The following is a 22,042-nucleotide window of genomic DNA, read 5'->3' on the forward strand; positions in this document are numbered from 1 at the left end:
GCGATGGACGACGGCCTGCGCTTCGCGATCCGCGAAGGCGGCCGTACCGTCGGCGCCGGCGTGGTGGCCAAGATCATCAAGTGATCCTCGGTCGCACCGCAGGGTGCGGCCAGCCACCCGCTCGACCGGCTCCGGCCGGTCGGCACGAAGGAGGGGCGCTTCGGCGCCCCTTCCTTTTTGCCCGCACGGCCGCCGTCTAGCTGGTAAGCCGCAGAAGCGGCAGTGCCAGCATCGATTAGGGCAAATAGCCGATTTGCCCGCACGGCCGCCGTCTAGCTGGTAAGCCGCAGAAGCGGCAGTGCCAGCATCGATTAGGGCAAATAGCCGATAAGCGGCAAGCGACAACGGCGATCCGCCTCTTTACGCGGCCTTCGCATACAGGCTAGAATCGCGGTCCCTTCGATCCGTCGGAGGGATCGACAGCGAAATGAGGGGCAGGACGCCGCTCGTGTTCGCCGGACATGGAAAGCGTCGTGTGTCGCACCGGCCGCAGCCTCGCGCTGCTTGTCGTGGTGCTTCACGCGTTCTATACTTTCTTGTCTGGCGGGCCGGGAAACCGGCCTGCCTTGTTTTTCGCGTGTCACCGGCCGCAGGGCACGAGGTACGCGGCCACCGTGGGGCATGGCGCATGAAGCCGCCGTGTCCGTCGCTCTTTAACGAAGGAAACCCGTCATGGCGGACCAGAAGATCCGAATTCGGCTCAAGGCGTACGATCATCGTCTGATCGACCGCTCGGCCAGCGAGATCGTCGAGACGGCCAAGCGGACCGGCGCGCAGGTGCGCGGCCCGATCCCGCTGCCGACCAAGCTCGAGCGTTACACCATTCTTACTTCGCCGCACGCCGACAAGGATGCGCGCGACCAGTACGAAACCCGCACGCACAAGCGCGTGCTCGACATCGTCGATCCGAACGACAAGACCGTGGACGCGCTCATGAAGCTCGAGCTCGCGGCCGGCGTCGACGTCCAGATCAAGCTGACCTGAGGCCTCCGAACATGACCGCGAAGAAGTATTCGTTGGGCATCGTCGGCCGCAAGGCCGGCATGAGCCGCGTCTTCCTCGAAGACGGCAAGTCGGTTCCGGTCACCCTCATCGAGGCGACCCCGAACCGCATCACCCAGATCAAGACCCCGGAAACGGACGGCTACAGCGCCGTGCAGGTCACCGTCGGCGTGCGTCGCGCGTCGCTGCTCACCAAGCCGGAAGCCGGCCACCTCGCCAAGGCGAAGGTCGAAGGCGGCCGTGGCCTGTGGGAGCTGCGCGTCGAGAACGACCAGGTCGGTGCCTTCGAAGTTGGCGGCGAGATCAAGGCCGACATCTTCCAGCCGGGCCAGATCGTCGACGTCCAGGGCGTCAGCAAGGGCAAGGGCTTCCAGGGCACGATCAAGCGCTGGAACTTCACCATGGGTGACGCTACCCACGGTAACTCGCTCTCGCACCGCTCGCCGGGCTCGATCGGCCAGCGCCAGACGCCGGGCCGTGTGTTCCCGGGCAAGAAGATGTCGGGCCACATGGGCGACGAGACCAAGACCGTTCAGGGCCTCGAGGTCGTCCGCGTCGACGCCGAGCGCGGCCTGATCGCCGTCAAGGGTGCGATCCCGGGTGCTCCGGGTGGCGACGTCATCGTCCGCCCGACGACGAAGGGCTAAGGAGAACCACGATGGAACTCGCCATCAACAACAGCGACAAGACGGTCTCGGTTTCCGACGCCGTGTTCGGTCGTGATTTCAGCGAAGACCTGGTTCATCAGGTCGTCGTCGCCTACCGCAACGCGGGCCGCTCGGGCACCAAGGCGCAGAAGACGCGCTCGGAAGTGAACGGCACCACGAAGAAGTCGAAGAAGCAGAAGGGTGGCGGTGCACGTCACGGCGCCCTGACCGCTCCGATCTTCGTCGGCGGCGGCGTGACCTTCGCGGCCAAGCCGCGCAGCTTCGCGCAGAAGGTCAACCGCAAGATGTATCGCGCCGCGATGGCGTCGATCCTGTCCGAGCTGAACCGCCAGGGCCGTCTCTCGGTCGTCGAATCCCTCGAGATCGACGCGCCGAAGACCAAGACCCTCATCGGCAAGCTCAAGGATCTCGGCACCGGCCGCCGTCCGCTCCTCGTCACCGAGGACGCGACGGAGAACCTGTACCTGTCGGCGCGCAACCTGCCGTACGTCGAAGTCCGCGATGTCCAGGGTCTCGACCCGGTGACGCTCGTCGGCGCCGACTCGGTCGTGTTCACGGCCGATGCGGTCAAGAAGATCGAGGAGTGGCTGGCATGAACGACGCCAAGCTCTACAGCATCATCCGTGCGCCGCGCATCTCCGAGAAGACCGCGCGACTGCAGGAAGTGTCGAACCAGTACGTGTTCGAAGTCTCCACCGAAGCCACCAAGACCGATATCAAGGCGGCTGTCGAGAAGATCTTCGGCGTCAACGTGCGCGCGGTGAACGTGGTGAACGTGAAGGGCAAGAACAAGGCCTTCAAGTTCCGCATGGGCCGCCGCGCCGACTGGCGCAAGGCGTACGTCACGCTGGCCGAGGGCCAGTCCATCGACGTCATGGCCACGGCCTGAGGATAGACAGATGGCATTGATGACCTTCAAGCCCACCTCCGCCGGCCGCCGTAGTGCGGTCCGCGTGGTGACCCCGGGCCTCCACAAGGGCGATCCGTACGCCCCGCTGGTGGAGAAGCAGGGCAAGACCGGTGGTCGCAACCACCATGGCCGCATCACGACGCGTCACGTCGGCGGTGGCCACAAGCAGCATTACCGCATCATCGACTTCAAGCGCGACAAGGTCGGCATCCCCGCCCGCGTCGAGCGCATCGAGTACGACCCGAACCGCACCGCGCACATCGCTCTGCTGTGCTACGTCGATGGCGAGCGTCGCTACATCATCGCGCCGAAGGGCCTGAAGGACGGCGATCAGGTGATCGCGGGCCGCGACGCCCCGATCCGCGTCGGCAACACGCTGCCGCTCACCAATATCCCGGTCGGCTCCACGGTGCACTGCATCGAGATGAAGCCGGGCAAGGGTGCGCAGCTGGCCCGCGCCGCCGGCGCCGGCGTGCAGCTGGTCGCCCGCGAGCAGGGTTACGCCACGCTCCGCCTGCGTTCGGGCGAAATGCGCAAGGTTCCGGCCGAGTGCTGCGCGACCATCGGCGAAGTCGGCAACGACGAGCACAACCTCGAGAAGCTGGGCAAGGCCGGTGCGAAGCGCTGGCGCGGTGTCCGCCCGACCGTTCGTGGCGCCGCCATGAACCCGGTCGACCACCCGCATGGCGGTGGTGAGGCCAAGGCCGGCCAGGGTAATCCGCACCCGGTCACGCCGTGGGGCGTCCCGACCAAGGGTTACAAGACCCGCAAGAACAAGCGGACGCAGCAGTTCATCGTTCGCGATCGCAGGAGCTAATCGGCCATGCCACGTTCACTCAAGAAGGGCCCTTTCACCGACCATCACCTGGTCAAGAAGGTGGAAACGGCCGGCAACAACAAGAAGCCGATCAAGACCTGGTCGCGTCGTTCGACGATCCTGCCGGAAATGATCGGTTTCACGATCGCCGTCCATAACGGGAAGAATCACATCCCGGTTCTCATCAACGAGAACATGGTCGGTCACAAGCTCGGCGAGTTCGCCATGACCCGTACGTTCAAGGGTCATGTCGCGGACAAGAAGTCGAAGTAAGGAGATGACCATGGAAGCGAAAGCCATCCTGCGCACCGCGCGCATCTCCCCGCAGAAGGCCCGCCTGGTCGCCGACCAGGTGCGCGGTCTTCCCGTCGAGCGCGCCCTTGCCCTGCTCAAGTTCTCCGACAAGAAGGTCGCGGGCATGATCTACAAGGTCGTGTTCTCCGCCGCCTCGAACGCCGAGAACAACCTGGGTGCCGATGCCGACGACCTGCGCGTCAAGACCATCATGGTCGACGAAGGTCCGACGCTGAAGCGTTTCATGGCCCGCGCGAAGGGCCGCGGCACCCGCATCCTCAAGCGCACCAGCCACATCACTGTGGTCGTGGGCGCAGGCAAGTAAGGCGGAGCAGACTCATGGGTCATAAAGTTCATCCCACCGGTATCCGCCTGGGCATCGCCAAGGACTGGAACTCGAAGTGGTTCGCCAACAAGAAGCAGTACGGCGCGTTCCTGACCGCCGACCTGCGCGTGCGTGAGCTGCTTCGCAAGAAGCTCGCTCAGGCGGGCATCTCGAAGATCCTCATCGAGCGTCCGGCAAACAACGCCCGCGTGACGATCCACACCGCCCGTCCGGGCGTGGTGATCGGCAAGCGCGGCGAGGACATCGAGAAGCTGCGTCGCGAAGTCAGCGACGTGATGGGCGTCCCGGCGCACATCAACGTTTCCGAAGTCCGCAAGCCCGAGCTCGACGCGCAGCTGGTCGCCGAGTCGATCGCGCAGCAGCTCGAGCGCCGCATCATGTTCCGCCGCGCGATGAAGCGTGCGGTCGGCAACGCGATGCGCCTCGGTGCGCTGGGCATCAAGGTCAACGTCGCAGGCCGCCTCAACGGTGCGGAAATCGCCCGTTCGGAGTGGTACCGCGAAGGCCGCGTGCCGCTTCACACCCTCCGCGCCGATATCGACTACGGCTTCGCCGAGGCGAAGACCACGTACGGGATCATCGGTATCAAGACCTGGATCTACAAGGGCGAGATCTTCGACTTCGCCCAGGTCGGCCAGGAGAAGCAGGAAGAGAACTCGTCGCCGCGCGGCGAGCGCTCCGAGCGCGGTGACCGTGGCGATCGTCGTGATCGTCGCGACCGCGAGCAGAGGTAATCCGCCATGCTGCAACCCAAGCGAACCAAATTCCGCAAGATGCACAAGGGCCGTAACGACGGCCTGGCATGGAGCGGCAACGCCGTCAGCTTCGGCGAGTTCGGCCTCAAGGCAACCGCCCACGGCCAGCTCACCGCCCGTCAGATCGAAGCGGCTCGCCGCGCGATCAGCCGTTACGTCAAGCGTGGCGGCAAGATGTGGATCCGCGTGTTCCCCGACAAGCCGATTACCCAGAAGCCGATCGAAGTCCGAATGGGCTCGGGCAAGGGCAACGTCGAGTACTGGGTCGCGCAGATCCAGCCGGGCCGCATGATCTACGAGATCGAGGGCGTCAGCGAGGAAGTCGCGCGCGAAGCGTTCCGTCTCGCCTCGGCCAAGCTGTCCGTGACCACCACCTTCGTTACCCGCACGGTGCGCTAATGGACCTCAAGGAACTCCGCACGAAGTCGGCCGACGAGCTGAACAGCCACCTGACCGACCTGCACAAGGAGCGCTTCGCGCTCCGCATGCAGCAGGCCACGGGCCAGCTCGCCAAGAGCCATGAAGTCCGCCGCGTCCGTCGCGAGATCGCTCGCACGAAGACGCTGCTGGGCCAGAACCAGAAGTAAGGACCCGCCATGACCGACAACAACACAGAGAAGGCTATTCGCACGGTCGAAGGTCGCGTCCTCAGCAACAAGATGGACAAGACCGTCACCGTGCTCGTCGAGCGCCAGGTCAAGCACGCGCTGTACGGCAAGTACATCCGCCGCTCGACCAAGCTGCACGCCCACGACGCCGACAATTCCTGCAACGAGGGCGATGTCGTCCGCGTGCAGGAGTGCGCGCCGATGTCGAAGACCAAGAACTGGCGCGTGGTGCAGATCGTCACCCGCGCGGCCGGTTAAGAGGAGAGCGAAACATGATCCAGATGCAGAGCTACCTCGACGTGGCCGACAACTCCGGCGCCAAGGAAGTGATGTGCATCAAGGTGCTGGGCGGCTCGAAGCGCCGTTACGCCGGCATCGGCGACATCATCAAGGTGTCCGTCAAGGACGCCATTCCGCGCGGCAAGGTGAAGAAGGGCGACGTCTACGACGCCGTCGTCGTGCGCACCCGCAAGGGCGTCCGTCGTCCCGACGGTTCGCTGATCCGTTTCGACGGCAATGCCGCCGTGCTGCTCAACAACAAGCAGGAGCCGATCGGCACCCGCATCTTCGGACCTGTTACGCGCGAGCTGCGTAACGAGAAGTTCATGAAGATCGTGTCGCTCGCCCCTGAAGTGCTCTGAGCGGAGGAAGACACATGAACCGTATCCGCAAGGGCGACCAGGTGGTCGTCATCGCCGGCAAGGACAAGGGCAAGCAGGGCGAGATCGTCCGCGTGCTCGGCGACAAGGTCGTCGTGTCCAATGTCAACGTGGTCAAGCGCCACACCAAGCCGAACCCGCAGGCGGGTCAGCCGGGTGGCGTGATCGAGCGCGAGGCGCCGATCCACGCGTCCAACGTGATGCTCTTCAACCCGGCGACGGGCAAGGGCGACCGCGTTGCTTTCAAGGTGCTGGAGGATGGACGCAAGCTGCGTGTGTTCCGCTCCAGCGGTGAGGCGGTTGACGCCTGAGGAATGCAGAAATGACCACCCGTCTCGAAAAGTTCTACAAGGACGAAGTCGTCCCGCAGCTCATCCAGAAGTTCGGCTACAAGAACGTCATGGAAGTGCCGCGCCTGGTCAAGATCACGCTCAACATGGGCGTGGGCGAGGCCGCCACGAACAAGAAGATCCTGGAAAACGCCGTCGGCGACATGACCAAGATCGCCGGCCAGAAGCCGATCGTCACGAAGAGCCGCGTGTCGGTCGCTTCGTTCAAGATCCGCGACGGTTGGCCGATCGGCGCGAAGGTCACGCTGCGCCGCGCCAAGATGTACGAGTTCCTCGACCGCTTGGTGAACGTCGCGCTGCCGCGCGTCCGCGACTTCCGCGGCGTGTCCGGCAAGGCGTTCGATGGCCGTGGCAACTACAACATGGGCGTCAAGGAACAGATCATCTTCCCGGAAATCGACTTCGACCAGGTCGACGCTCTGCGCGGCATGGACATCGCGATCACCACGACCGCGAAGACCGACGCCGAGGCGCGCGCGCTTCTCGAAGCGTTCCGCTTCCCGTTCCGCAACTGATACTCAGGATTGAACAATGGCTAAGACTTCCATGATCAACCGCGAGGTCAAGCGGGAGAAGCTCGCGAAGCGCTACGGCGCCAAGCGCGAGGAGCTCAAGAAGATCATCTCCAGCACCACGGCTTCGTACGACGAGAAGATGGACGCGGTGGTCAAGCTGCAGAAGCTGCCGCGCGATTCCTCGCCGAGCCGCCAGCGCAACCGCTGCGAGCTGTCGGGCCGCCCGCGCGGCGTGTACCGCAAGTTCGGCCTCGGTCGCAACATGCTTCGCAAGGCCACCATGAACGGCGACGTTCCTGGCCTGCGCAAGGCAAGCTGGTAAGATAGCCGGCTTCACCGCGGCGGGGCGACCCGCCGCGGCTTACAACTGAAATTCGCAATCCCGCGGATATCGGTGCTTCTCATAAGGAAACTCTCATGAGCATGACTGATCCCATCGCCGACATGCTGGTCCGCATCAAGAACGCGGCCGCTGTTCGGAAGCAGACGGTGAAGATGCCGTCGTCCAAGATCAAGGTCGCCATCGCCGGCGTGCTGAAGGAAGAGGGTTACATCCTCGACTACCGCACCAGCGAAGCGGGCCCGGGCAAGACCGAGCTCGAAGTCGTCCTGAAGTACTACGAGGGCCGCCCGGTCATCGAACGCCTCGAGCGCTTCTCGCGTTCGGGTCGCCGCCAGTACCGTGGCAAGTCCGAGCTGCCGAAGGTCCTCAACGGCCTCGGCGTCGCCATCATCTCCACCTCGAAGGGCATCATGACCGACTCGCAGGCGCGCCAGCAGGGCGTCGGCGGCGAAGTCCTGTGCTTCGTGGCCTAAGGGAGGAACAGACATGTCCCGAGTTGCCAAGAAGCCGGTCGCCCTGCCGAAGGGCGTCGAGCTCAACGTCCAGGCCGAGTCGATCAGCGCCAAGGGCCCGAAGGGCACGCTCTCGGTGCCGAAGCCGGCCGCTATCGATGTCAAGGTCGAGGACGGCACCGCCGTGTTCACGACCGAAGACGCCGCGCTGATCCCGCTGACCGGTACGCTGCGCGCCATCCTCGCCAACATGGTGAAGGGCGTCTCCGAAGGCTTCGAGCGCAAGCTCGAGCTCGTCGGCGTCGGTTACCGTGCCGCCATGCAGGGCAAGGACCTGAACCTCTCGCTGGGGTTCTCGCATCCGGTCCTGTTCCCGGCGCCGGAAGGCATCACCATCGCCACGCCGACGCAGACGGAAATCGTCGTGTCGGGTGCCGACAAGCAGCGCGTCGGCGAAGTCGCCGCCAAGATTCGCGGTTTCCGTCCGCCGGAGCCCTACAAGGGCAAGGGCGTGAAGTACGCCGGCGAAGTGATCATTCGTAAGGAAGCCAAGAAGGCGTAATTGCGAACCCCACGAACGGGGCCGCGCGCATGTGCGGGCGCCCGGGGACCGCATCTCCTTCAGCTTTCGAGGACAAGACCATGCTCAAGAAAATCGCCCGCCTGCGTCGCGCCAAGTCGACCCGCAGCCACATCCGCGAGCTCGGCGTTCCGCGCCTGTCGGTGCTGCGCACCGGCCAGCACCTTTACGCCCAGATCTTCACGGCCGACGGCTCGAAGGTCCTGGCGTCGGCGTCGACCGTCCAGGCCGACGTCAAGGATGGCCTGAAGAACGGCAAGAACGCGGAAGCCGCCACGAAGGTCGGCCGCAGGATCGCCGAGAAGGCGAAGGCTGCCGGCATCGAGAAGGTCGCTTTCGACCGCTCGGGCTACCGCTATCACGGCCGCATCAAGGCGCTCGCCGACGCCGCCCGCGAGGGTGGCCTGCAGTTCTAAGAACGGTTCGCCCGTTCGACCTGCCGGTGCAGACGCGCACCGGGCGACGGCGCGGATTCCCGCGCCGTCGATGCACCCGCGGTAAACCACAACGATAAGCGGCCACGCCGCAAGTCCTTTCAACTACCGAGATATTCAAATGGCAGAAGAGCGTCAGCAGCGCGGCCGCGATCGTGATCGCAACCGCGAAGAGATCGACGACGGCATGATCGAGAAGCTGATCGCGGTCAACCGCGTCAGCAAGACCGTCAAGGGCGGCCGCCAGTTCACCTTCACCGCGCTGACGGTGGTGGGCGACGGCAATGGCAAGGTCGGCTTCGGTTACGGCAAGGCGCGCGAAGTGCCGGTCGCGATCCAGAAGTCGATGGAGCACGCCCGCAAGTCGATGGCCAACGTCGACCTGAACAACGGCACCCTGTGGCACTCGGTCAAGGCCGGCCACGGCGCGGCCCGCGTGTTCATGCAGCCGGCATCGGAAGGTACCGGCGTGATCGCCGGCGGCGCCATGCGCGCCGTGCTCGAGGCGGTCGGCGTGAAGAACGTCCTGGCCAAGGCCGTGGGCTCGCGCAATCCGATCAACCTCGTGCGCGCCACCATGCGTGGCCTGACCGACATGCGTTCGCCGTCGCAGATCGCGGCCAAGCGCGGCAAGAAGGTGGAGGATCTGGTCAATGGCTAAGAACCAGGCAGTCGAAGGCGGCACCGTCAAGGTCCGTCTGGTCAAGGGTCTTCGCGGCACGCAGTCGATTCATCGCCTGTCGGTGCGCGCGCTGGGTCTCAACAAGCTCAACGATGTGCGTGAACTGAAGGACAGCCCGCAGGTGCGCGGCCTGATCAACAAGGTTCACTACCTCGTTCGCGTCGAGGAGTAATCGACCATGCGTCTCAACACTCTGCAGCCCGGTGAGGGCGCCCGTACCGAGCCCAAGCGCGTCGGTCGCGGTATCGGCTCCGGCCTGGGCAAGACCTGCGGCCGCGGCCACAAGGGTTCGTTCGCGCGTTCGGGCAAGGGCAAGATCAAGGCCGGCTTCGAAGGCGGCCAGATGCCGATGCAGCGCCGCCTGCCGAAGATCGGTTTCCGCTCGACGACGGCGAAGGAATCGGTCGAAGTCCTGCTTTACGCGCTCGAGGGCCTTGAAGCCGGCGAGATCACCATCACCTCGCTGAAGGAAGCGGGCCTCGTCCCGACCAACGCGAAGAAGGTGAAGGTGGTGAAGAAGGGCGACGTCACCAAGGCCTTCACCCTCAAGGGCGTGTCGGCTACGGCCGGCGCGAAGGCGGCCATCGAAGCGGCCGGCGGTTCGATTTCGGAGTAAGGGCCTGATGGCGCGTAGCAGCAATTCGATGGCCGGTATCGGCGGCCTCGGCAAGTTCACCGAGCTCCGTCAGCGACTGCTGTTCGTCGTCGCGGCGCTGATCGTCTACCGAATTGGCTGCTACGTTCCGGTCCCGGGCGTGAATCCCCAGGCGATGGTTGACTTCATGTCGACCCGTCAGGGGACGATCGTCGACATGTTCAACATGTTCTCGGGCGGTGCGCTGCACCGCCTGAGCCTGTTTGCACTCAACGTGGCGCCGTACATCTCGGCGTCGATCGTGGTGCAGCTGCTGACGCAGATGGTGCCGAGCCTCAAGGCCATCCAGAAGGAAGGCGAGTCGGGCCGTCGCAAGATCAACCAGTGGTCGCGCCTGGGAACCATCCCGCTCGCGATCTTCCAAGCCTGGGGCATCGCGACGTGGCTCCAGACGGCCACCGCGCCGGGCGGCACGCCGGTCGTCTACGCGGGCGGCCCCGGTTTCGTGATCACGGCCGTCGTCGCGCTGACCGCGGGCACCGTGTTCCTGATGTGGCTGGGCGAGCAGATCACCGAGCGCGGCATCGGCAACGGCATCTCGCTGCTGATCTTCGCCGGCATCGTGGCCGGCATCCCGGGCCAGGTGATCCACCTGTTCGGCCAGATCCGCGATGGCGACATGAGCGTGATCGCCGCGCTCGTGACCGCGCTGCTGGTGTTCGGCTTCACCTATTTCGTGGTGTTCGTGGAGCGCGGCCAGCGCCGCATCACGGTGAACTACGCCCGTCGCCAGGGCGGCCGCAACGCATACCAGAACCAGACCTCGTTCCTGCCGCTCAAGCTCAACATGTCGGGCGTCATCCCGGCGATCTTCGCCTCGAGCATCGTGATGTTCCCGGCGACGGCCGCCACCTGGTTCAGCCAGAACAGCTCGCAGTCCTGGCTGCTGCGCCTGTCGAACATGCTGGCGCCGGGCGAGCCGCTGCACATGATCCTGTACGCGGCACTGATCATCGGCTTCGCGTTCTTCTACACCGCGCTGGTCTTCAACTCGCAGGAGACCGCCGAGAACCTGAAGAAGTCGGGCGCGCTGATCCCGGGCATCCGCCCCGGCCGTGCGACCGCCGACTACATCGACGGCGTGCTGACCCGCCTCACGGCCGCCGGCGCGCTGTACCTGGTGCTGGTCTGCCTGCTGCCGGAAATCATGCGCACGCAGCTCGGCACGTCCTTCTACTTCGGCGGCACGTCGCTGCTGATCGTGGTGGTCGTGGTGATGGACTTCATTGCGCAGATCCAGGCGCACCTGATGTCGCACCAGTACGAAAGCCTGCTGAAGAAGGCCAACCTGCGCGGCGGCAATCGCGGCCGCTGAGGATCGCACCAGCGGCCGGTCGCACCGGCCGCGATTCGGTGGCATAATGGCGCGCTGACCGGCGCTGCCGGTCGAGCCCAGGACGGGCGAACGGTTTGAATCCCGGCCACGAAGGCGAAACGGAACAAGAAGCGGTAGGTCGACCTCGTCGGCTTCCGCAGATGGGCGACCCGGGCGGCAGTCCCGCGCACGGGTGGATCCATGGCCATACGCGCGCCTGAGGAGTGCGCGGGGCCGGGCAGGGCGGTTCGCCGCAGTGTCCGGTACAGCCGGGGTCCGTCGCCGGAGCATGGGCACACTCCCCATGCCGGCCGATGCGGTTCGCCGCATGGGTCCAAGCAAGCCGGGACACGCAGATTTCGGATTTTCCGAGAGTTCAACCGCCGGGCCTGGCCTGGCGCACACCAGTTTTGGAGATCGCCTCATGGCGCGTATTGCGGGTGTCAACCTGCCTGCCCAGAAGCACGTCTGGGTGGGGCTGCAGAGCATCTACGGCATCGGCCGTACCCGTTCCAAGCAGGTCTGCGAGTCGGCCGGCGTCACGCCGACGACCAAGATCCGCGACCTGTCCGAGCCCGAAGTCGAGCGCCTGCGCGCCGAGGTCGGCAAGTTCACCGTCGAAGGCGACCTCCGTCGCGAGATCGGCATGGCCATCAAGCGCCTGATGGACCTCGGTTCCTACCGTGGCCTCCGTCACCGCCGCGGCCTGCCGCTGCGCGGTCAGCGTACCCGGACCAATGCCCGTACCCGCAAGGGTCCGCGCAAGGCCATCAAGAAGTAAGGAACCGACATGGCCAAGCCTGCCGCGAAAGCTCCGAAGAAGAAGATCAAGCGCGTCGTCACCGACGGCATCGCGCACGTCCACGCTTCGTTCAACAACACCATCATCACGATCACCGACCGCCAGGGCAACGCGCTCTCGTGGGCGACGTCGGGCGGCGCGGGTTTCCGCGGTTCGCGCAAGTCGACCCCGTTCGCCGCGCAGGTCGCCGCCGAGAAGGCCGGTCGTGCCGCGCTCGACTACGGCGTGAAGGCGCTGGAAGTGCGCATCAAGGGCCCGGGTCCGGGTCGTGAGTCGGCCGTGCGTTCGCTCAACAACGTCGGCTACAAGATTCTCAACATCATCGACGTGACGCCGATCCCGCACAACGGGTGCCGTCCGCCGAAGAAGCGCCGCGTCTGAGGAGGAATTGAGACATGGCACGCTATATCGGTCCTACCTGTAAGCTCGCGCGCCGCGAAGGCGCCGACCTCGGCCTGAAGTCGCCGGCCCGCGCGCTCGACAGCAAGTGCAAGCTCGAGCAGAAGCCCGGCCAGCACGGCGCCACCGCCCGCAAGGGCAAGCTGTCCGACTACGCCACCCAGCTTCGCGAGAAGCAGAAGGTCAAGCGTATCTACGGCCTGCTGGAGCGTCAGTTCCGCAACTACTACAAGAAGGCCTCGAACCGTAAGGGCAACACGGGCGAGAACCTGCTGCAGCTGCTGGAAACGCGTCTCGACAACGTCGTCTTCCGCATGGGCTTCGCGGTCACCCGCGCCGCCGCCCGCCAGCTCGTCAGCCACCGCGGCGTCACGGTCAACGGCAAGATCGTCAATCTGCCGTCGTACCAGGTGAAGGCCGGTGATGCGATCGCGCTCGCCGAGCGCGCGCAGAAGCAGCTCCGTGTGCAGGAGGCCCTGACGGTCGCCCAGCAGATGGACCTGTCGCCGTCGTGGATCGAAGTCGACGCGAAGAAGTTCGCGGGCGTCTTCAAGTCGGTCCCGGACCGCGCCGACCTGCCGGCGGACATCAACGAAGCGCTGATCGTCGAGCTGTACTCGAAGTAATTCACCCTGGCCGGCGTGACGACGCCGGCCCCCAGGAGAAGCCACAACATGACGGTTACCGCCAACCAGGTATTGCGCCCGCGTGGTCCCCAGATCGAACGCCTGACCGGCAATCGCGCCAAGGTCGTGATCGAGCCGCTGGAGCGCGGCTACGGCCATACCCTCGGCAATGCGCTGCGCCGCGTCCTGCTTTCGTCGATCCCCGGATTCGCAATTACCGAGGTGGAGATCGATGGCGTGCTCCACGAGTACACCACGGTCGAAGGCCTCGAAGAGGATGTGCTCGAGGTTCTGCTGAACCTCAAGGACGTCGCGATTCGCATGCACACGGGTGACAGCGCGATGCTGTCGCTCAACAAGTCCGGCCCGGGCGTCATCACCGCCGGTGACATCCGCACCGACCACAACGTCGAGATCATCAATCCCGACCACGTCGTCGCGCACCTCACCAAGGACACGGCGCTGAACATGCGCCTGAAGATCGAGCGTGGTTACGGCTACCAGCCGGCCGCCGCGCGTCGCCGTCCTGACGAGGAAACGCGTGCGATCGGCCGCCTGATGCTGGACGCGAGCTTCTCGCCGGTCCGTCGCGTCGCCTACGCCGTGGAAGCCGCGCGCGTCGAGCAGCGCACCGACCTCGACAAGCTGGTGCTCGACATCGAGACCAACGGCACGATCGATGCCGAGGAAGCGGTCCGCACCGCGGCCGACATCCTCACCGACCAGCTGTCGGTGTTCGGCGACTTCACGCACCGCGAGCGCGGCGCGCAGAAGCCGCAGACCGGCGGCGTTGACCCCCTGCTGCTGCGTCCGATCGACGATCTCGAGCTGACGGTGCGCTCGGCCAACTGCCTCAAGGCCGAGAACATCTACTACGTCGGCGACCTGATCCAGAAGACGGAGGTCGAGCTGCTCAAGACTCCGAACCTCGGCAAGAAGTCGCTGACCGAGATCAAGGAAGTCCTGGCGCAGCGTGGCCTCGCGCTCGGCATGCGCCTCGAGAACTGGCCGCCGGCCGGCATCGCGTCGCACGGGATGATGGGGTGAGCGATCGCGCTTTGAACGCGTAAGCGTTCTGCGATCGCGAACGCCCGCGCCGCTGGCGCGGGCAGGGCAACGAAAGAACCCGCTTCCTTCGTAACCCTCTCAAGCAGTACCTCGCGGCATCGGATACGGTGCCGCGAAACCCGAATCCCGCCCACCGGCGGGATTCGCGCACCACCCCGACGGGCCACGAAGCCCGCGGCATTCCGGCCAGGAACGCCGGAACCGGACCAACCGCAGTCCACAGCGTCAACGCCGGGATGGCGACAGCGAAATCCAGCAGTTCCAACATTCATAGGAATCCAACGCCATGCGCCACCAGAAAGCCGGCCGCAAGTTCAGCCGCACCAGCGCCCATCGCGACGCCATGTTCCAGAACATGGCCGCCTCGCTGATCAAGAACGGCCTGATCCGCACCACCCTCCCGAAGGCCAAGGAGCTGCGCCGCGTCGCGGAGCCGCTCATCACCCTCGGCAAGACCGACGGCGTCGCCAACCGCCGCCTCGCCTTCTCGCGCCTGCGCGACAAGGAAGCCGTCGGCACGCTGTTCACCGTGCTCGGCCCGCGCTACGCCACCCGTCCGGGCGGCTACCTGCGCATCCTCAAGTGCGGTTTCCGCGCCGGCGACAACGCCCCGATGGCATACGTCGAGCTGGTCGACCGCCCGGAAGCCGCGCAGTAATCGGCACCGGTACATGACGGGCTCCCGCCCGTGACGCGAGGCCCCGGCAATGCCGGGGCTTCTGCGTTTTTACGGCTCGAAGCTCGACGGCGGCGCGGCAGGCATGACGTTCGTGCTTTGCGCCATCGCCGCCGGCCTGCGACCATGGCGGCCTTTCGGGGATATCGCTGACCGCATGGCTTCCAAACCGATCCGCGCGTCATTCCGCATCCGCTTCCTGCTGGGCTTCCTGGCCTGCTGCGGGTTGATGGCGTATGCCCTCTACGCCGAGCACGTGCTGCGCCTGCAGCCCTGTCCGCTGTGCATCTTCCAGCGCATCGCGGTGATCGCGCTCGGGTTGATGTTCCTGCTCGGCGCCGTCGTCGGCCCGAAGCGGCGCGGCGGCCGTGCATTCTTCGGCGTGCTCGCGCTGATCCCGGCGCTGGCCGGTGTCGGTATCGCCGGCCGGCACGTGTGGATCCAGCATCTGCCGCCCGACCAGGTGCCGTCCTGCGGGCCGCCGCTTTCGTTCCTTCGCGAAACGCTGCCTTTCATGGACGTGGTGCGGAAGGTGCTGACGGGCGATGGCCAATGCGCGAGGATCGACTGGACGTTCCTCGGCCAGTCGATGCCGGTGTGGACGCTGATCTGTTTCGTCGTACTCGCGATCTGGATCGCCTTCGCGGCGTTCCGGCGCGACAAGTGGACCTTCCGATGACCGACCCGAACCTGCAGGCCGTTTCGCTTCCGCAGCAGTGGAGCGCGCAGTCCTGGCGCGCGCGGACGGCCGTGCAGATGCCGAAGTACCCCGACTCGGCCGAGCTCGAGGCCGCGCTGGCCGAGTTGCGCCGTCTGCCGCCGCTGGTGACGTCCTGGGAGATCCTGAGCCTCAAGCAGCAGCTCGCCGAGGCACAGGACGGCCGCCGCTTCCTGCTGCAGGGCGGCGACTGCGCGGAGAGTTTCGACGAGTGCTCGTCGGACGTGATCTCCAACCGGCTCAAGGTGCTGCTGCAGATGTCGCTGGTGCTGGTGCACGGCATGCGCAAGCCGGTGGTGCGTGTCGGCCGCTTCGCCGGCCAGTACGCCAAGCCGCGCTCGGCGGACATGGAGACGATCGACGGCGTGAGCCTCCCGAGCTACCGGGGCGACATCGTCAACGGCCCCGAATTCACCGCCGCGGCGCGCCGCCCCGATCCGCGCCGCATGGTGAAGGCGCATGCGCGCTCGGCGATGACAATGAACTTCGTGCGCGCGCTCATCGACGGCGGCTTCGCCGACCTGCACCACCCCGAATACTGGGACCTCGGCTGGGTCGGCCATTCGCCGCTCGCCGACGAGTACCGCCGTATGGTCGCCGCGATCGGCGATGCCGTGCGCTTCATGGAAACGCTGTCGGGCGAGGAGGTGCACAACCTCAATCGCGTCGACTTCTACACGTCGCACGAAGCGCTGCTGCTGCCGTACGAGGAGTCGCTGACCCGGCAGGTGCCGCGCAACTGGGGCTGGTTCGACCTGTCGACGCACTTCCCGTGGATCGGCATGCGCACCGCGCAGCTCGACGGCGCGCACGTGGAATTCCTGCGCGGCATCCGCAATCCGATCGCGGTGAAGATCGGCCCGTCGGTGACGCCCGACCAGCTGCTCAGGCTGATCGACGTGCTGAACCCCGGCGACGAGGCGGGGCGCCTGACCTTCATCCATCGCATGGGCGCCGCGCAGATCGCGACGAAGCTGCCGCCGCTGCTGGACGCGATGCGTCGCGATGGCCGCCGCGTGCTGTGGGTCTGCGACCCGATGCACGGCAATACCGAGTCGACCGCGAACGGCTACAAGACGCGCCGCTTCGCGAACATCGCGTCGGAAGTCGAGCAGGCCTTCGAGCTGCATGCGGCGGCCGGCACGCGACTGGGTGGCGTGCATCTGGAACTCACCGGCGAGGACGTGACGGAATGCCTCGGTGGCGCGCGCGAGCTCACCGAGCTCGACCTCGAGCGCGCGTACCGCAGCTGCGTCGATCCGCGCCTGAACTACGAGCAGGCGCTCGAGGTGGCGATGCTGATCGTGCGCAAGCAGACGCAGATCAGCGCGCCGCGCTGAGGGCGGGGCGACGCCGATGATCGCCCGGCTGCCGCGCTGGGTCTGGCCCGTCGCGTGGTGGCTGGCGTTCGTCGCCGGCGGCGTGAATGCGATCGGGCTGGTCGGCGTCGCGCATCAGGCCGTCTCGCATCTCACCGGCACGACCACCCTGCTGGCCGACGCGCTGGCGACCGGCGCCGGTGCGCAGACGCTGCACCTCGCGGCCATCGTTGCGGCTTTCGTCCTGGGCGCGGCCGTCGGCGGCGCGATCGTGCCGAGCGATCCGCTTCGCACCGGGCAGCGCCATACCGCCGTGCTGCTCGGCTGCGCGGCGTCGCTGCTGCTGGCATGGCGGCTGTTTCCGACGCATGCCTCGGCCGCGCTGGGCCTGGCCGCGTTCGCCTGCGGGCTGCAGAACGCGACCACCACCGCCTACAGCGGCGCCGTGGTGCGGACCAGCCACATCTCCGGCATGTTCACCGACCTCGGCATTTCGCTGGCCCATGCGCTGCGCGGCGAGCCCATCGCACGTCGCCGAATCGCGCTGTGCTGCACGGTCATCACCGGCTTCTTCGTCGGCGGGCTGGCGACGGCGCGGCTGTTCGTGAGCGCCGGCTACGACGCGTTGCTGTTGCCCGTCGCCGTGCTGGCGGCGCTCGCGACCGCGAACGCCGTGCACGCGGCTTCGCGACGCTGAGCGGTCAGGGCGTCGGGGCCGGCTCGTCGATGGTCGGCGCGAAGGTCGGCGCCTTGCGTGCGCGCGTGGTCTGCTCGAACGCGTAACCCAGCTCGATCAGCCGCGCCTCGCCCCATTTCGGCCCGAGGAACACCAGGCCCAACGGCAGGCCGCGCACGTCGCCCATCGGCACGCTCAGGCTCGGATAGCCGGCCACCGCCGCGGCGCCGTAGCCCGCGCCGGTGAAGTGATCGCCAAGCACGGTGTCGGTGCGCCAGGCCGGGCCGGTCGAGGGTGCGATCAGTGCGTCGAGCTTCTGCCTGCGCAAGGCAGCGTCGATGCCCTGCGGGCCGGCGAGGCGCCGCGCACTGTCGCGTGCATTGCGGTACTTCGTCGACTCGAGCGGTGCGGCCTTCATCGCCTGCTCGAACAATTCCTGCCCGAAGTAGGGCATCTCCTGCGCGGCATGGCGGCGGTTGAAGTCGATCAGGTCGGCGAAGCGACGCACCGGCGCGCCGCTGTCCGCGAGATAAGCCTCCAGCCCCGGCCTGAACTCCGACAGCAGCACGGTGAACTCGGCATCGTCCCACTTGCCGGCGGTGGGGATCTCGGCGTCGACCACGGTCGCGCCGGCGGCCTTCAGTGCCTGCACCGCGCGCTCGAAGGCGGCGTCGACGTCCGGGTGGTAGCCGGCGCTCTTGCGCAGCACGCGGATGCGCGCGCCCTTGAGCGCATCGGCCTTCAGATGCGCGGTGTAGTCCTCTGCCGCCGGGCGCTGGCGACCGCCGTTCGCCGGATCGTCCCTGTCGGCGGCGGCGAGGGCGTTCAGCACGACGGCGGCATCGGCGACGGTGCGGGTCATCGGGCCGGCGGTGTCCTGGCTCGCCGAGATCGGCACGATGCCGTGCCGGCTCACCAGCCCGACCGTGGGCTTGAGGCCCACGACGCCGGAAACCGCGGCCGGGCAGATGATGCTGCCGTCGGTTTCGGTGCCGATCGCGACTGCGGCGAGGTTGGCCGATACCGCCGCGCCGCTGCCGGAACTGGAGCCGCAGGGATTGCGGTCCAGCGCGTACGGATTGCGGGTCTGCCCGCCGACGCCGCTCCAGCCGGAGATCGAGCGCGTGGAGCGGAAGTTCGCCCACTCGCTGAGGTTGGTCTTGCCGAGGATCACCGCACCGGCGGCGCGCAGTCGCTCGACGAGGAAGGCGTCGCGCGTCGGACGATGGTCGGCCAGCGCGAGCGAGCCGGCGGTGGTGGCCATCGGTCGCGCGTCGATGTTGTCCTTGAGCAGCACCGGGATGCCGTGCAGCGGGCCGCGCAGCCTGCCGGCGCGACGCTCGGCGTCGAGCGCCGCCGCCTCGGCCAGCGCATCGGGATTGATCGTGACCACCGCACCCAGCATCGGGCCGGCGGCGTCCACGGCGGCGATGCGGTCGAGGTAGGCCTGCGTCAGCGCGCGGCTGGTGAGTTCGCCGCTGGCCATGCGCGCCGACAGCGCGGCGACATCCATCTCCTCGTACGGAAACGCGAAGCGCGACTGCGCGAACGGACGCGTCGCCATTTCGGCGTCGGTGGCGGACGCGGCACCGTTTCCGGCGGGCGTGGACGCACAGCCGGCCAGCGCGAGGCCGAGGACGAGGGCGGGCAGGGCAGGGCGCATGGCGGGCTTCCGTGTCGGGACGCGCCAGCATCCGTCGCGGGGATCAACGCGGCAAGGGCGTCCGTCGGCGGAACAGGTCGCGCGCCAGTACCCAGACGATCACGACGTTGACGACCAGCACGGTCACGGCGGGCCAGCCGGGATGGCGGGCGAGCGCGTAGAGGTCGAACGGAAGATAGATGGCGGCGGCGAGGCAGCCGAGCCACGACGCCCAGGCCTTGTCCCGCCACAGGCCCCAGGCTTCGATCGCGTGCAGCAGGCCGTAGGCGGCCGCGATGGCGGCGGTGGCGTGCACCGTGCCGCTGCTGATCGCATTGGCGAGCCAGGCGAGCGGGCCTTCGGTGGCGCTGAGCTCGAAGTGGCGGATCAGCAGGTGCACCGCGTTGCGCAGCGGTGCCGGGCCAAGGATTTCGAGACCACTGGCGGCGGCGAGGGCCACGAAGGCCTTCGCCGCCTCGACCAGCGCGATCGCGCGCAACCCGGGGTGTGCGCGCGGATCCGGATCGTACGGACGGGTGGGGTGATCCGTCACCGGCGCGGGATCAACCGCGACGGGACGCCGTCTTGCGCTCGCTCTCGGTCAGCAGCTTCTTGCGCAGGCGGATTTCTTTCGGCGTGACCTCGACCAGCTCGTCGTCCTCGATGAAGTCAAGCGCCTGCTCCAGCGAGTACTTGAGCGCCGGCGTCAGCTTGATCGCGTCGTCCTTGCCCGAGGCGCGCATGTTGGTCAGCGGCTTGGTCTTGATCGCGTTGACGGTGAGGTCGTTGTCCTTCGAGTGGATGCCGATCAGCTGGCCCTCGTAGACCATGTCGCCTTCCGCGGCGAACAGGCGACCGCGCTCTTCCAGCGGGCCGAGCGCGTAGGCCGGCGTGGCGCCCGGCGCATTGGCGATCATCACGCCGTTGATGCGCTTGGCGATCGCGCCGGTTTCCTTCGGGCCGTAATGATCGAAGACGTGGAACAGCAGGCCCGAGCCCTGGGTCAGCGTCTTGAACTCGTTCTGGAAGCCGATCAGGCCGCGCGCCGGGATCATGTAGTCAAGGCGCACGCGGCCCTTGCCGTCCGATTCCATGTTCTTGAGCTGCGCCTTGCGGATGCCGAGCTTCTCCATCACGCCGCCCTGGTGCTGCTCCTCGATGTCCACCACGAGCTGCTCGATCGGCTCCATTAGCTGGCCATCGATCTCCTTGATGATCACCTCGGGGCGCGACACGGCGAGCTCGTAGCCTTCGCGACGCATGTTCTCGATCAGCACGGACAGGTGCAGCTCGCCGCGGCCGGACACGAGGAACTTGTCGGGGTCGGAACCTTCCTCGACCTTCAGCGCGACGTTGTGCAGCGTCTCTCGCTCAAGGCGCTCGCGCAGCTGGCGGCTGGTGAGGAACTTGCCGCCGGAAAGATCCTTGTTGCCGGCGAACGGCGAGTTGTTGACCTGGAAGGTCATCGAGATGGTCGGCTCGTCGACCGTCAGCGCCGGCAGCGCTTCCGGATGCTCGAGCGCGCAGACGGTGTCGGAGATGCCGAGTTCCTGCACGCCGGAGATCGCGATGATGTCGCCGGCTTCGGCCTCCTGCACCTCGATGCGCTCAAGGCCCATGAAGCCGAGCACCTGTAGCACCTTGCCCTGGCGCTTCTTGCCTTCGCGGTCGACGATGCTCACCGGCATGTTCGGACGCACCTTGCCGCGCTGCACGCGGCCGATGCCGATCAGGCCGACGAAGTTGCTGTAGTCCAGCTGGCTGATGCGCATCTGGAACGGGCCGTCCGGATCGACCTGCGGCGGCGAGACGTGCTGCATGATCGCTTCGTAGAGCGGGGTCATGTCGCCGCTGCGCGCCTGGTCGTCGAGGCTGGCGTAGCCGTGCAGCGCCGAGGCGTAGACGATCGGGAAGTCGAGCTGCTCGTTGGTCGCGCCGAGCTTGTCGAACAGGTCGAAGACCTGGTCGATCACCCAGTCCGGGCGCGCGCCCGGGCGGTCGATCTTGTTGACGACGACGATCGGCTTGAAGCCCATCGCGAACGCCTTCTGCGTCACGAAGCGCGTCTGCGGCATGGGGCCGTCCATCGCGTCGACGAGGATCAGCACCGAGTCGACCATCGACAGCACGCGCTCGACCTCGCCGCCGAAGTCGGCGTGGCCGGGGGTATCGACGATGTTGATGCGGTTGCCGTTCCAGGTGATCGCGGTGTTCTTGGCGAGGATCGTGATGCCACGTTCCTTTTCCTGGTCGTTGCTGTCCATGACGCGCTCGGCGAGCACGGTGCGCTCGTTGAGGGTGCCGGACTGCTTGAGCAGCTGGTCGACGAGGGTGGTCTTGCCATGGTCGACGTGGGCGACGATGGCGATGTTGCGCAGGCGTTCGATAGACATGCGAAGAGACGCCGTGAGGCGCAAGCGGAGAAGGGAAGCCGGCTATTATAGCGGGCAAGCCGCCGCGGACGCCCGCCATGCCTGAACAGCCGTCCGTACCGCCGTTTCCGAGGTGGCTGATCGCGGTCGACCTGGTCGCCGCGCTGTTCGTCGTGGCCGGCCTGGTCCTGCGCAACCAGCCGGAGCGCATGGCCGCGATGGGCCTGCCGGCCGGCCTCGACATTCTGCTGCTCGGCATCGGCGCGCTCGGCGTCGTCGGCTGCGGCGCCGTGTTCGGGCGCATCGCCCTAACGGCCGCGCGTTCAAAATCTCCCCGCTGATTCGTTCCCCACCGGAGT

The 22,042-nt window shown here is 66.8% G+C and carries 35 protein-coding genes; 32 read left to right on the plus strand and 3 right to left on the minus strand.

The genetic code is table 11. The features are described from left to right. The 31 genes from IE066_RS14405 to IE066_RS14555 all read left to right on the plus strand — a co-directional run. Positions 1-84: EF-Tu C-terminal domain-related protein (locus IE066_RS14405; protein ID WP_484484274.1), on the plus strand; the 84-nt coding region annotated here is incomplete at its 5' end. Positions 85-672: 588 nt separating this feature from the next. Then, positions 673-984, plus strand: a complete 312-nt coding sequence (gene rpsJ / locus IE066_RS14410) for a 30S ribosomal protein S10 (protein ID WP_027082406.1) — start codon at positions 673-675, stop codon at positions 982-984. 11 nt (positions 985-995) lie between these two features. Continuing rightward, complete coding sequence (rplC, locus tag IE066_RS14415) at positions 996-1,649, plus strand: 50S ribosomal protein L3 (protein ID WP_189451203.1); 654 nt, start codon at positions 996-998, stop codon at positions 1,647-1,649. Positions 1,650-1,660: 11 nt separating this feature from the next. After that, positions 1,661-2,266, plus strand: coding sequence for a 50S ribosomal protein L4 (gene rplD, locus IE066_RS14420; protein WP_189451205.1), 606 nt, complete (start codon positions 1,661-1,663; stop codon positions 2,264-2,266). Then, on the plus strand, positions 2,263-2,559 hold the full coding sequence (rplW, locus tag IE066_RS14425) for a 50S ribosomal protein L23 (protein WP_189451207.1): 297 nt from the start codon (positions 2,263-2,265) through the stop codon (positions 2,557-2,559). The genes rplD and rplW overlap by 4 nt, the downstream gene beginning before the upstream one ends. A 10-nt stretch (positions 2,560-2,569) precedes the next feature. Continuing rightward, positions 2,570-3,397 carry a 50S ribosomal protein L2 gene (gene rplB, locus IE066_RS14430; RefSeq protein ID WP_189451209.1) on the plus strand — a complete coding sequence of 276 codons (828 nt, stop codon included), beginning with the start codon at positions 2,570-2,572 and terminating at the stop codon, positions 3,395-3,397. A 6-nt stretch (positions 3,398-3,403) separates the two neighbouring features. Next, positions 3,404-3,670 (plus strand): 30S ribosomal protein S19, encoded by a 267-nt coding sequence (rpsS, locus tag IE066_RS14435; protein ID WP_189451211.1) that lies wholly within the window; start codon positions 3,404-3,406, stop codon positions 3,668-3,670. Positions 3,671-3,680: 10 nt separating this feature from the next. Then, positions 3,681-4,016 carry a 50S ribosomal protein L22 gene (rplV, locus tag IE066_RS14440; protein ID WP_189451213.1) on the plus strand — a complete coding sequence of 112 codons (336 nt, stop codon included), beginning with the start codon at positions 3,681-3,683 and terminating at the stop codon, positions 4,014-4,016. Between the two features lie 14 nt (positions 4,017-4,030). Next, the gene (gene rpsC, locus IE066_RS14445; RefSeq protein WP_189451215.1) at positions 4,031-4,771 is read left to right on the plus strand and encodes a 30S ribosomal protein S3; all 741 of its coding nucleotides are present in this window, start codon (positions 4,031-4,033) and stop codon (positions 4,769-4,771) included. 6 nt (positions 4,772-4,777) lie between these two features. Then, on the plus strand, positions 4,778-5,191 hold the full coding sequence (rplP, locus tag IE066_RS14450) for a 50S ribosomal protein L16 (RefSeq protein ID WP_189451216.1): 414 nt from the start codon (positions 4,778-4,780) through the stop codon (positions 5,189-5,191). Beyond that, complete coding sequence (rpmC, locus tag IE066_RS14455) at positions 5,191-5,379, plus strand: 50S ribosomal protein L29 (RefSeq protein ID WP_189451218.1); 189 nt, start codon at positions 5,191-5,193, stop codon at positions 5,377-5,379. The genes rplP and rpmC overlap by 1 nt, the downstream gene beginning before the upstream one ends. 9 nt (positions 5,380-5,388) lie before the next feature. Next, positions 5,389-5,658 carry a 30S ribosomal protein S17 gene (gene rpsQ, locus IE066_RS14460; RefSeq protein WP_189451220.1) on the plus strand — a complete coding sequence of 90 codons (270 nt, stop codon included), beginning with the start codon at positions 5,389-5,391 and terminating at the stop codon, positions 5,656-5,658. 14 nt (positions 5,659-5,672) lie between these two features. Then, complete coding sequence (gene rplN / locus IE066_RS14465; protein ID WP_189451223.1) at positions 5,673-6,041, plus strand: 50S ribosomal protein L14; 369 nt, start codon at positions 5,673-5,675, stop codon at positions 6,039-6,041. A 14-nt stretch (positions 6,042-6,055) separates the two neighbouring features. Then, positions 6,056-6,370, plus strand: coding sequence for a 50S ribosomal protein L24 (rplX, locus tag IE066_RS14470; RefSeq protein WP_189451225.1), 315 nt, complete (start codon positions 6,056-6,058; stop codon positions 6,368-6,370). An 11-nt stretch (positions 6,371-6,381) separates the two neighbouring features. Further along, positions 6,382-6,924 carry a 50S ribosomal protein L5 gene (gene rplE, locus IE066_RS14475; protein WP_189451228.1) on the plus strand — a complete coding sequence of 181 codons (543 nt, stop codon included), beginning with the start codon at positions 6,382-6,384 and terminating at the stop codon, positions 6,922-6,924. Positions 6,925-6,940: 16 nt separating this feature from the next. After that, positions 6,941-7,246 (plus strand): 30S ribosomal protein S14, encoded by a 306-nt coding sequence (gene rpsN, locus IE066_RS14480; RefSeq protein WP_189451230.1) that lies wholly within the window; start codon positions 6,941-6,943, stop codon positions 7,244-7,246. Between the two features lie 95 nt (positions 7,247-7,341). Next, entirely contained in the window at positions 7,342-7,740 is a 399-nt protein-coding gene (gene rpsH / locus IE066_RS14485; RefSeq protein WP_189451232.1) for a 30S ribosomal protein S8, read from the plus strand. 13 nt (positions 7,741-7,753) lie between these two features. After that, positions 7,754-8,281: a 50S ribosomal protein L6 gene (gene rplF, locus IE066_RS14490; protein ID WP_189451233.1), complete on the plus strand. Its 528-nt coding sequence runs from the start codon at positions 7,754-7,756 to the stop codon at positions 8,279-8,281. 80 nt (positions 8,282-8,361) lie between these two features. Beyond that, the gene (gene rplR, locus IE066_RS14495) at positions 8,362-8,715 is read left to right on the plus strand and encodes a 50S ribosomal protein L18 (protein WP_189451235.1); all 354 of its coding nucleotides are present in this window, start codon (positions 8,362-8,364) and stop codon (positions 8,713-8,715) included. Between the two features lie 139 nt (positions 8,716-8,854). Continuing rightward, positions 8,855-9,394 (plus strand): 30S ribosomal protein S5, encoded by a 540-nt coding sequence (gene rpsE, locus IE066_RS14500; protein ID WP_189451237.1) that lies wholly within the window; start codon positions 8,855-8,857, stop codon positions 9,392-9,394. Then, positions 9,387-9,587 carry a 50S ribosomal protein L30 gene (rpmD, locus tag IE066_RS14505; RefSeq protein ID WP_132328234.1) on the plus strand — a complete coding sequence of 67 codons (201 nt, stop codon included), beginning with the start codon at positions 9,387-9,389 and terminating at the stop codon, positions 9,585-9,587. Before rpsE ends, rpmD begins: the two co-directional genes overlap by 8 nt. 6 nt (positions 9,588-9,593) lie before the next feature. Then, positions 9,594-10,031: a 50S ribosomal protein L15 gene (gene rplO / locus IE066_RS14510; protein ID WP_189451239.1), complete on the plus strand. Its 438-nt coding sequence runs from the start codon at positions 9,594-9,596 to the stop codon at positions 10,029-10,031. 7 nt (positions 10,032-10,038) lie between these two features. Then, on the plus strand, positions 10,039-11,385 hold the full coding sequence (gene secY / locus IE066_RS14515) for a preprotein translocase subunit SecY (protein ID WP_189451241.1): 1,347 nt from the start codon (positions 10,039-10,041) through the stop codon (positions 11,383-11,385). A gap of 424 nt (positions 11,386-11,809) precedes the next feature. Then, a complete protein-coding gene (gene rpsM, locus IE066_RS14520) occupies positions 11,810-12,166 on the plus strand; it encodes a 30S ribosomal protein S13 (protein WP_189451243.1) in 357 nt (118 codons plus the stop codon). Between the two features lie 9 nt (positions 12,167-12,175). Beyond that, entirely contained in the window at positions 12,176-12,568 is a 393-nt protein-coding gene (rpsK, locus tag IE066_RS14525) for a 30S ribosomal protein S11 (RefSeq protein WP_133479382.1), read from the plus strand. Positions 12,569-12,582: 14 nt separating this feature from the next. Continuing rightward, positions 12,583-13,212, plus strand: coding sequence for a 30S ribosomal protein S4 (gene rpsD, locus IE066_RS14530; protein ID WP_189451245.1), 630 nt, complete (start codon positions 12,583-12,585; stop codon positions 13,210-13,212). A 48-nt stretch (positions 13,213-13,260) separates the two neighbouring features. Then, positions 13,261-14,259, plus strand: coding sequence for a DNA-directed RNA polymerase subunit alpha (locus IE066_RS14535; protein ID WP_189451247.1), 999 nt, complete (start codon positions 13,261-13,263; stop codon positions 14,257-14,259). Positions 14,260-14,566: 307 nt separating this feature from the next. After that, a complete protein-coding gene (gene rplQ / locus IE066_RS14540; RefSeq protein ID WP_189451249.1) occupies positions 14,567-14,938 on the plus strand; it encodes a 50S ribosomal protein L17 in 372 nt (123 codons plus the stop codon). A 175-nt stretch (positions 14,939-15,113) separates the two neighbouring features. Next, positions 15,114-15,635, plus strand: a complete 522-nt coding sequence (locus IE066_RS14545; protein WP_189451251.1) for a disulfide bond formation protein B — start codon at positions 15,114-15,116, stop codon at positions 15,633-15,635. Beyond that, positions 15,632-17,014 carry a class II 3-deoxy-7-phosphoheptulonate synthase gene (locus IE066_RS14550; RefSeq protein WP_189451253.1) on the plus strand — a complete coding sequence of 461 codons (1,383 nt, stop codon included), beginning with the start codon at positions 15,632-15,634 and terminating at the stop codon, positions 17,012-17,014. Before IE066_RS14545 ends, IE066_RS14550 begins: the two co-directional genes overlap by 4 nt. A gap of 16 nt (positions 17,015-17,030) precedes the next feature. After that, positions 17,031-17,690 carry a YoaK family protein gene (locus IE066_RS14555; RefSeq protein ID WP_189451255.1) on the plus strand — a complete coding sequence of 220 codons (660 nt, stop codon included), beginning with the start codon at positions 17,031-17,033 and terminating at the stop codon, positions 17,688-17,690. Positions 17,691-17,694: 4 nt separating this feature from the next. Here IE066_RS14555 and IE066_RS14560 read toward each other — a convergent pair whose 3' ends face one another. From IE066_RS14560 to typA, 3 genes are read right to left on the minus strand one after another with little or no spacing between them, the layout of a single operon-like run. Next, a complete protein-coding gene (locus IE066_RS14560) occupies positions 17,695-19,332 on the minus strand; it encodes an amidase (protein WP_189451257.1) in 1,638 nt (545 codons plus the stop codon). Positions 19,333-19,375: 43 nt separating this feature from the next. Continuing rightward, the gene (locus IE066_RS14565) at positions 19,376-19,864 is read right to left on the minus strand and encodes a DUF7144 family membrane protein (RefSeq protein ID WP_189451260.1); all 489 of its coding nucleotides are present in this window, start codon (positions 19,862-19,864) and stop codon (positions 19,376-19,378) included. A 10-nt stretch (positions 19,865-19,874) separates the two neighbouring features. Continuing rightward, complete coding sequence (gene typA / locus IE066_RS14570) at positions 19,875-21,704, minus strand: translational GTPase TypA (RefSeq protein WP_189451261.1); 1,830 nt, start codon at positions 21,702-21,704, stop codon at positions 19,875-19,877. A 77-nt stretch (positions 21,705-21,781) separates the two neighbouring features. On the opposite strand from typA, the gene IE066_RS14575 reads away from it, so the two are divergent. Further along, positions 21,782-22,024, plus strand: coding sequence for a hypothetical protein (locus IE066_RS14575; protein WP_189451263.1), 243 nt, complete (start codon positions 21,782-21,784; stop codon positions 22,022-22,024). The last annotated feature ends 18 nt before the right edge of the window (positions 22,025-22,042 follow it).

The sequence above is a fragment of the Cognatilysobacter xinjiangensis genome (assembly GCF_014651995.1).
Classification (GTDB): Bacteria; Pseudomonadota; Gammaproteobacteria; order Xanthomonadales; family Xanthomonadaceae; genus Cognatilysobacter; species Cognatilysobacter xinjiangensis.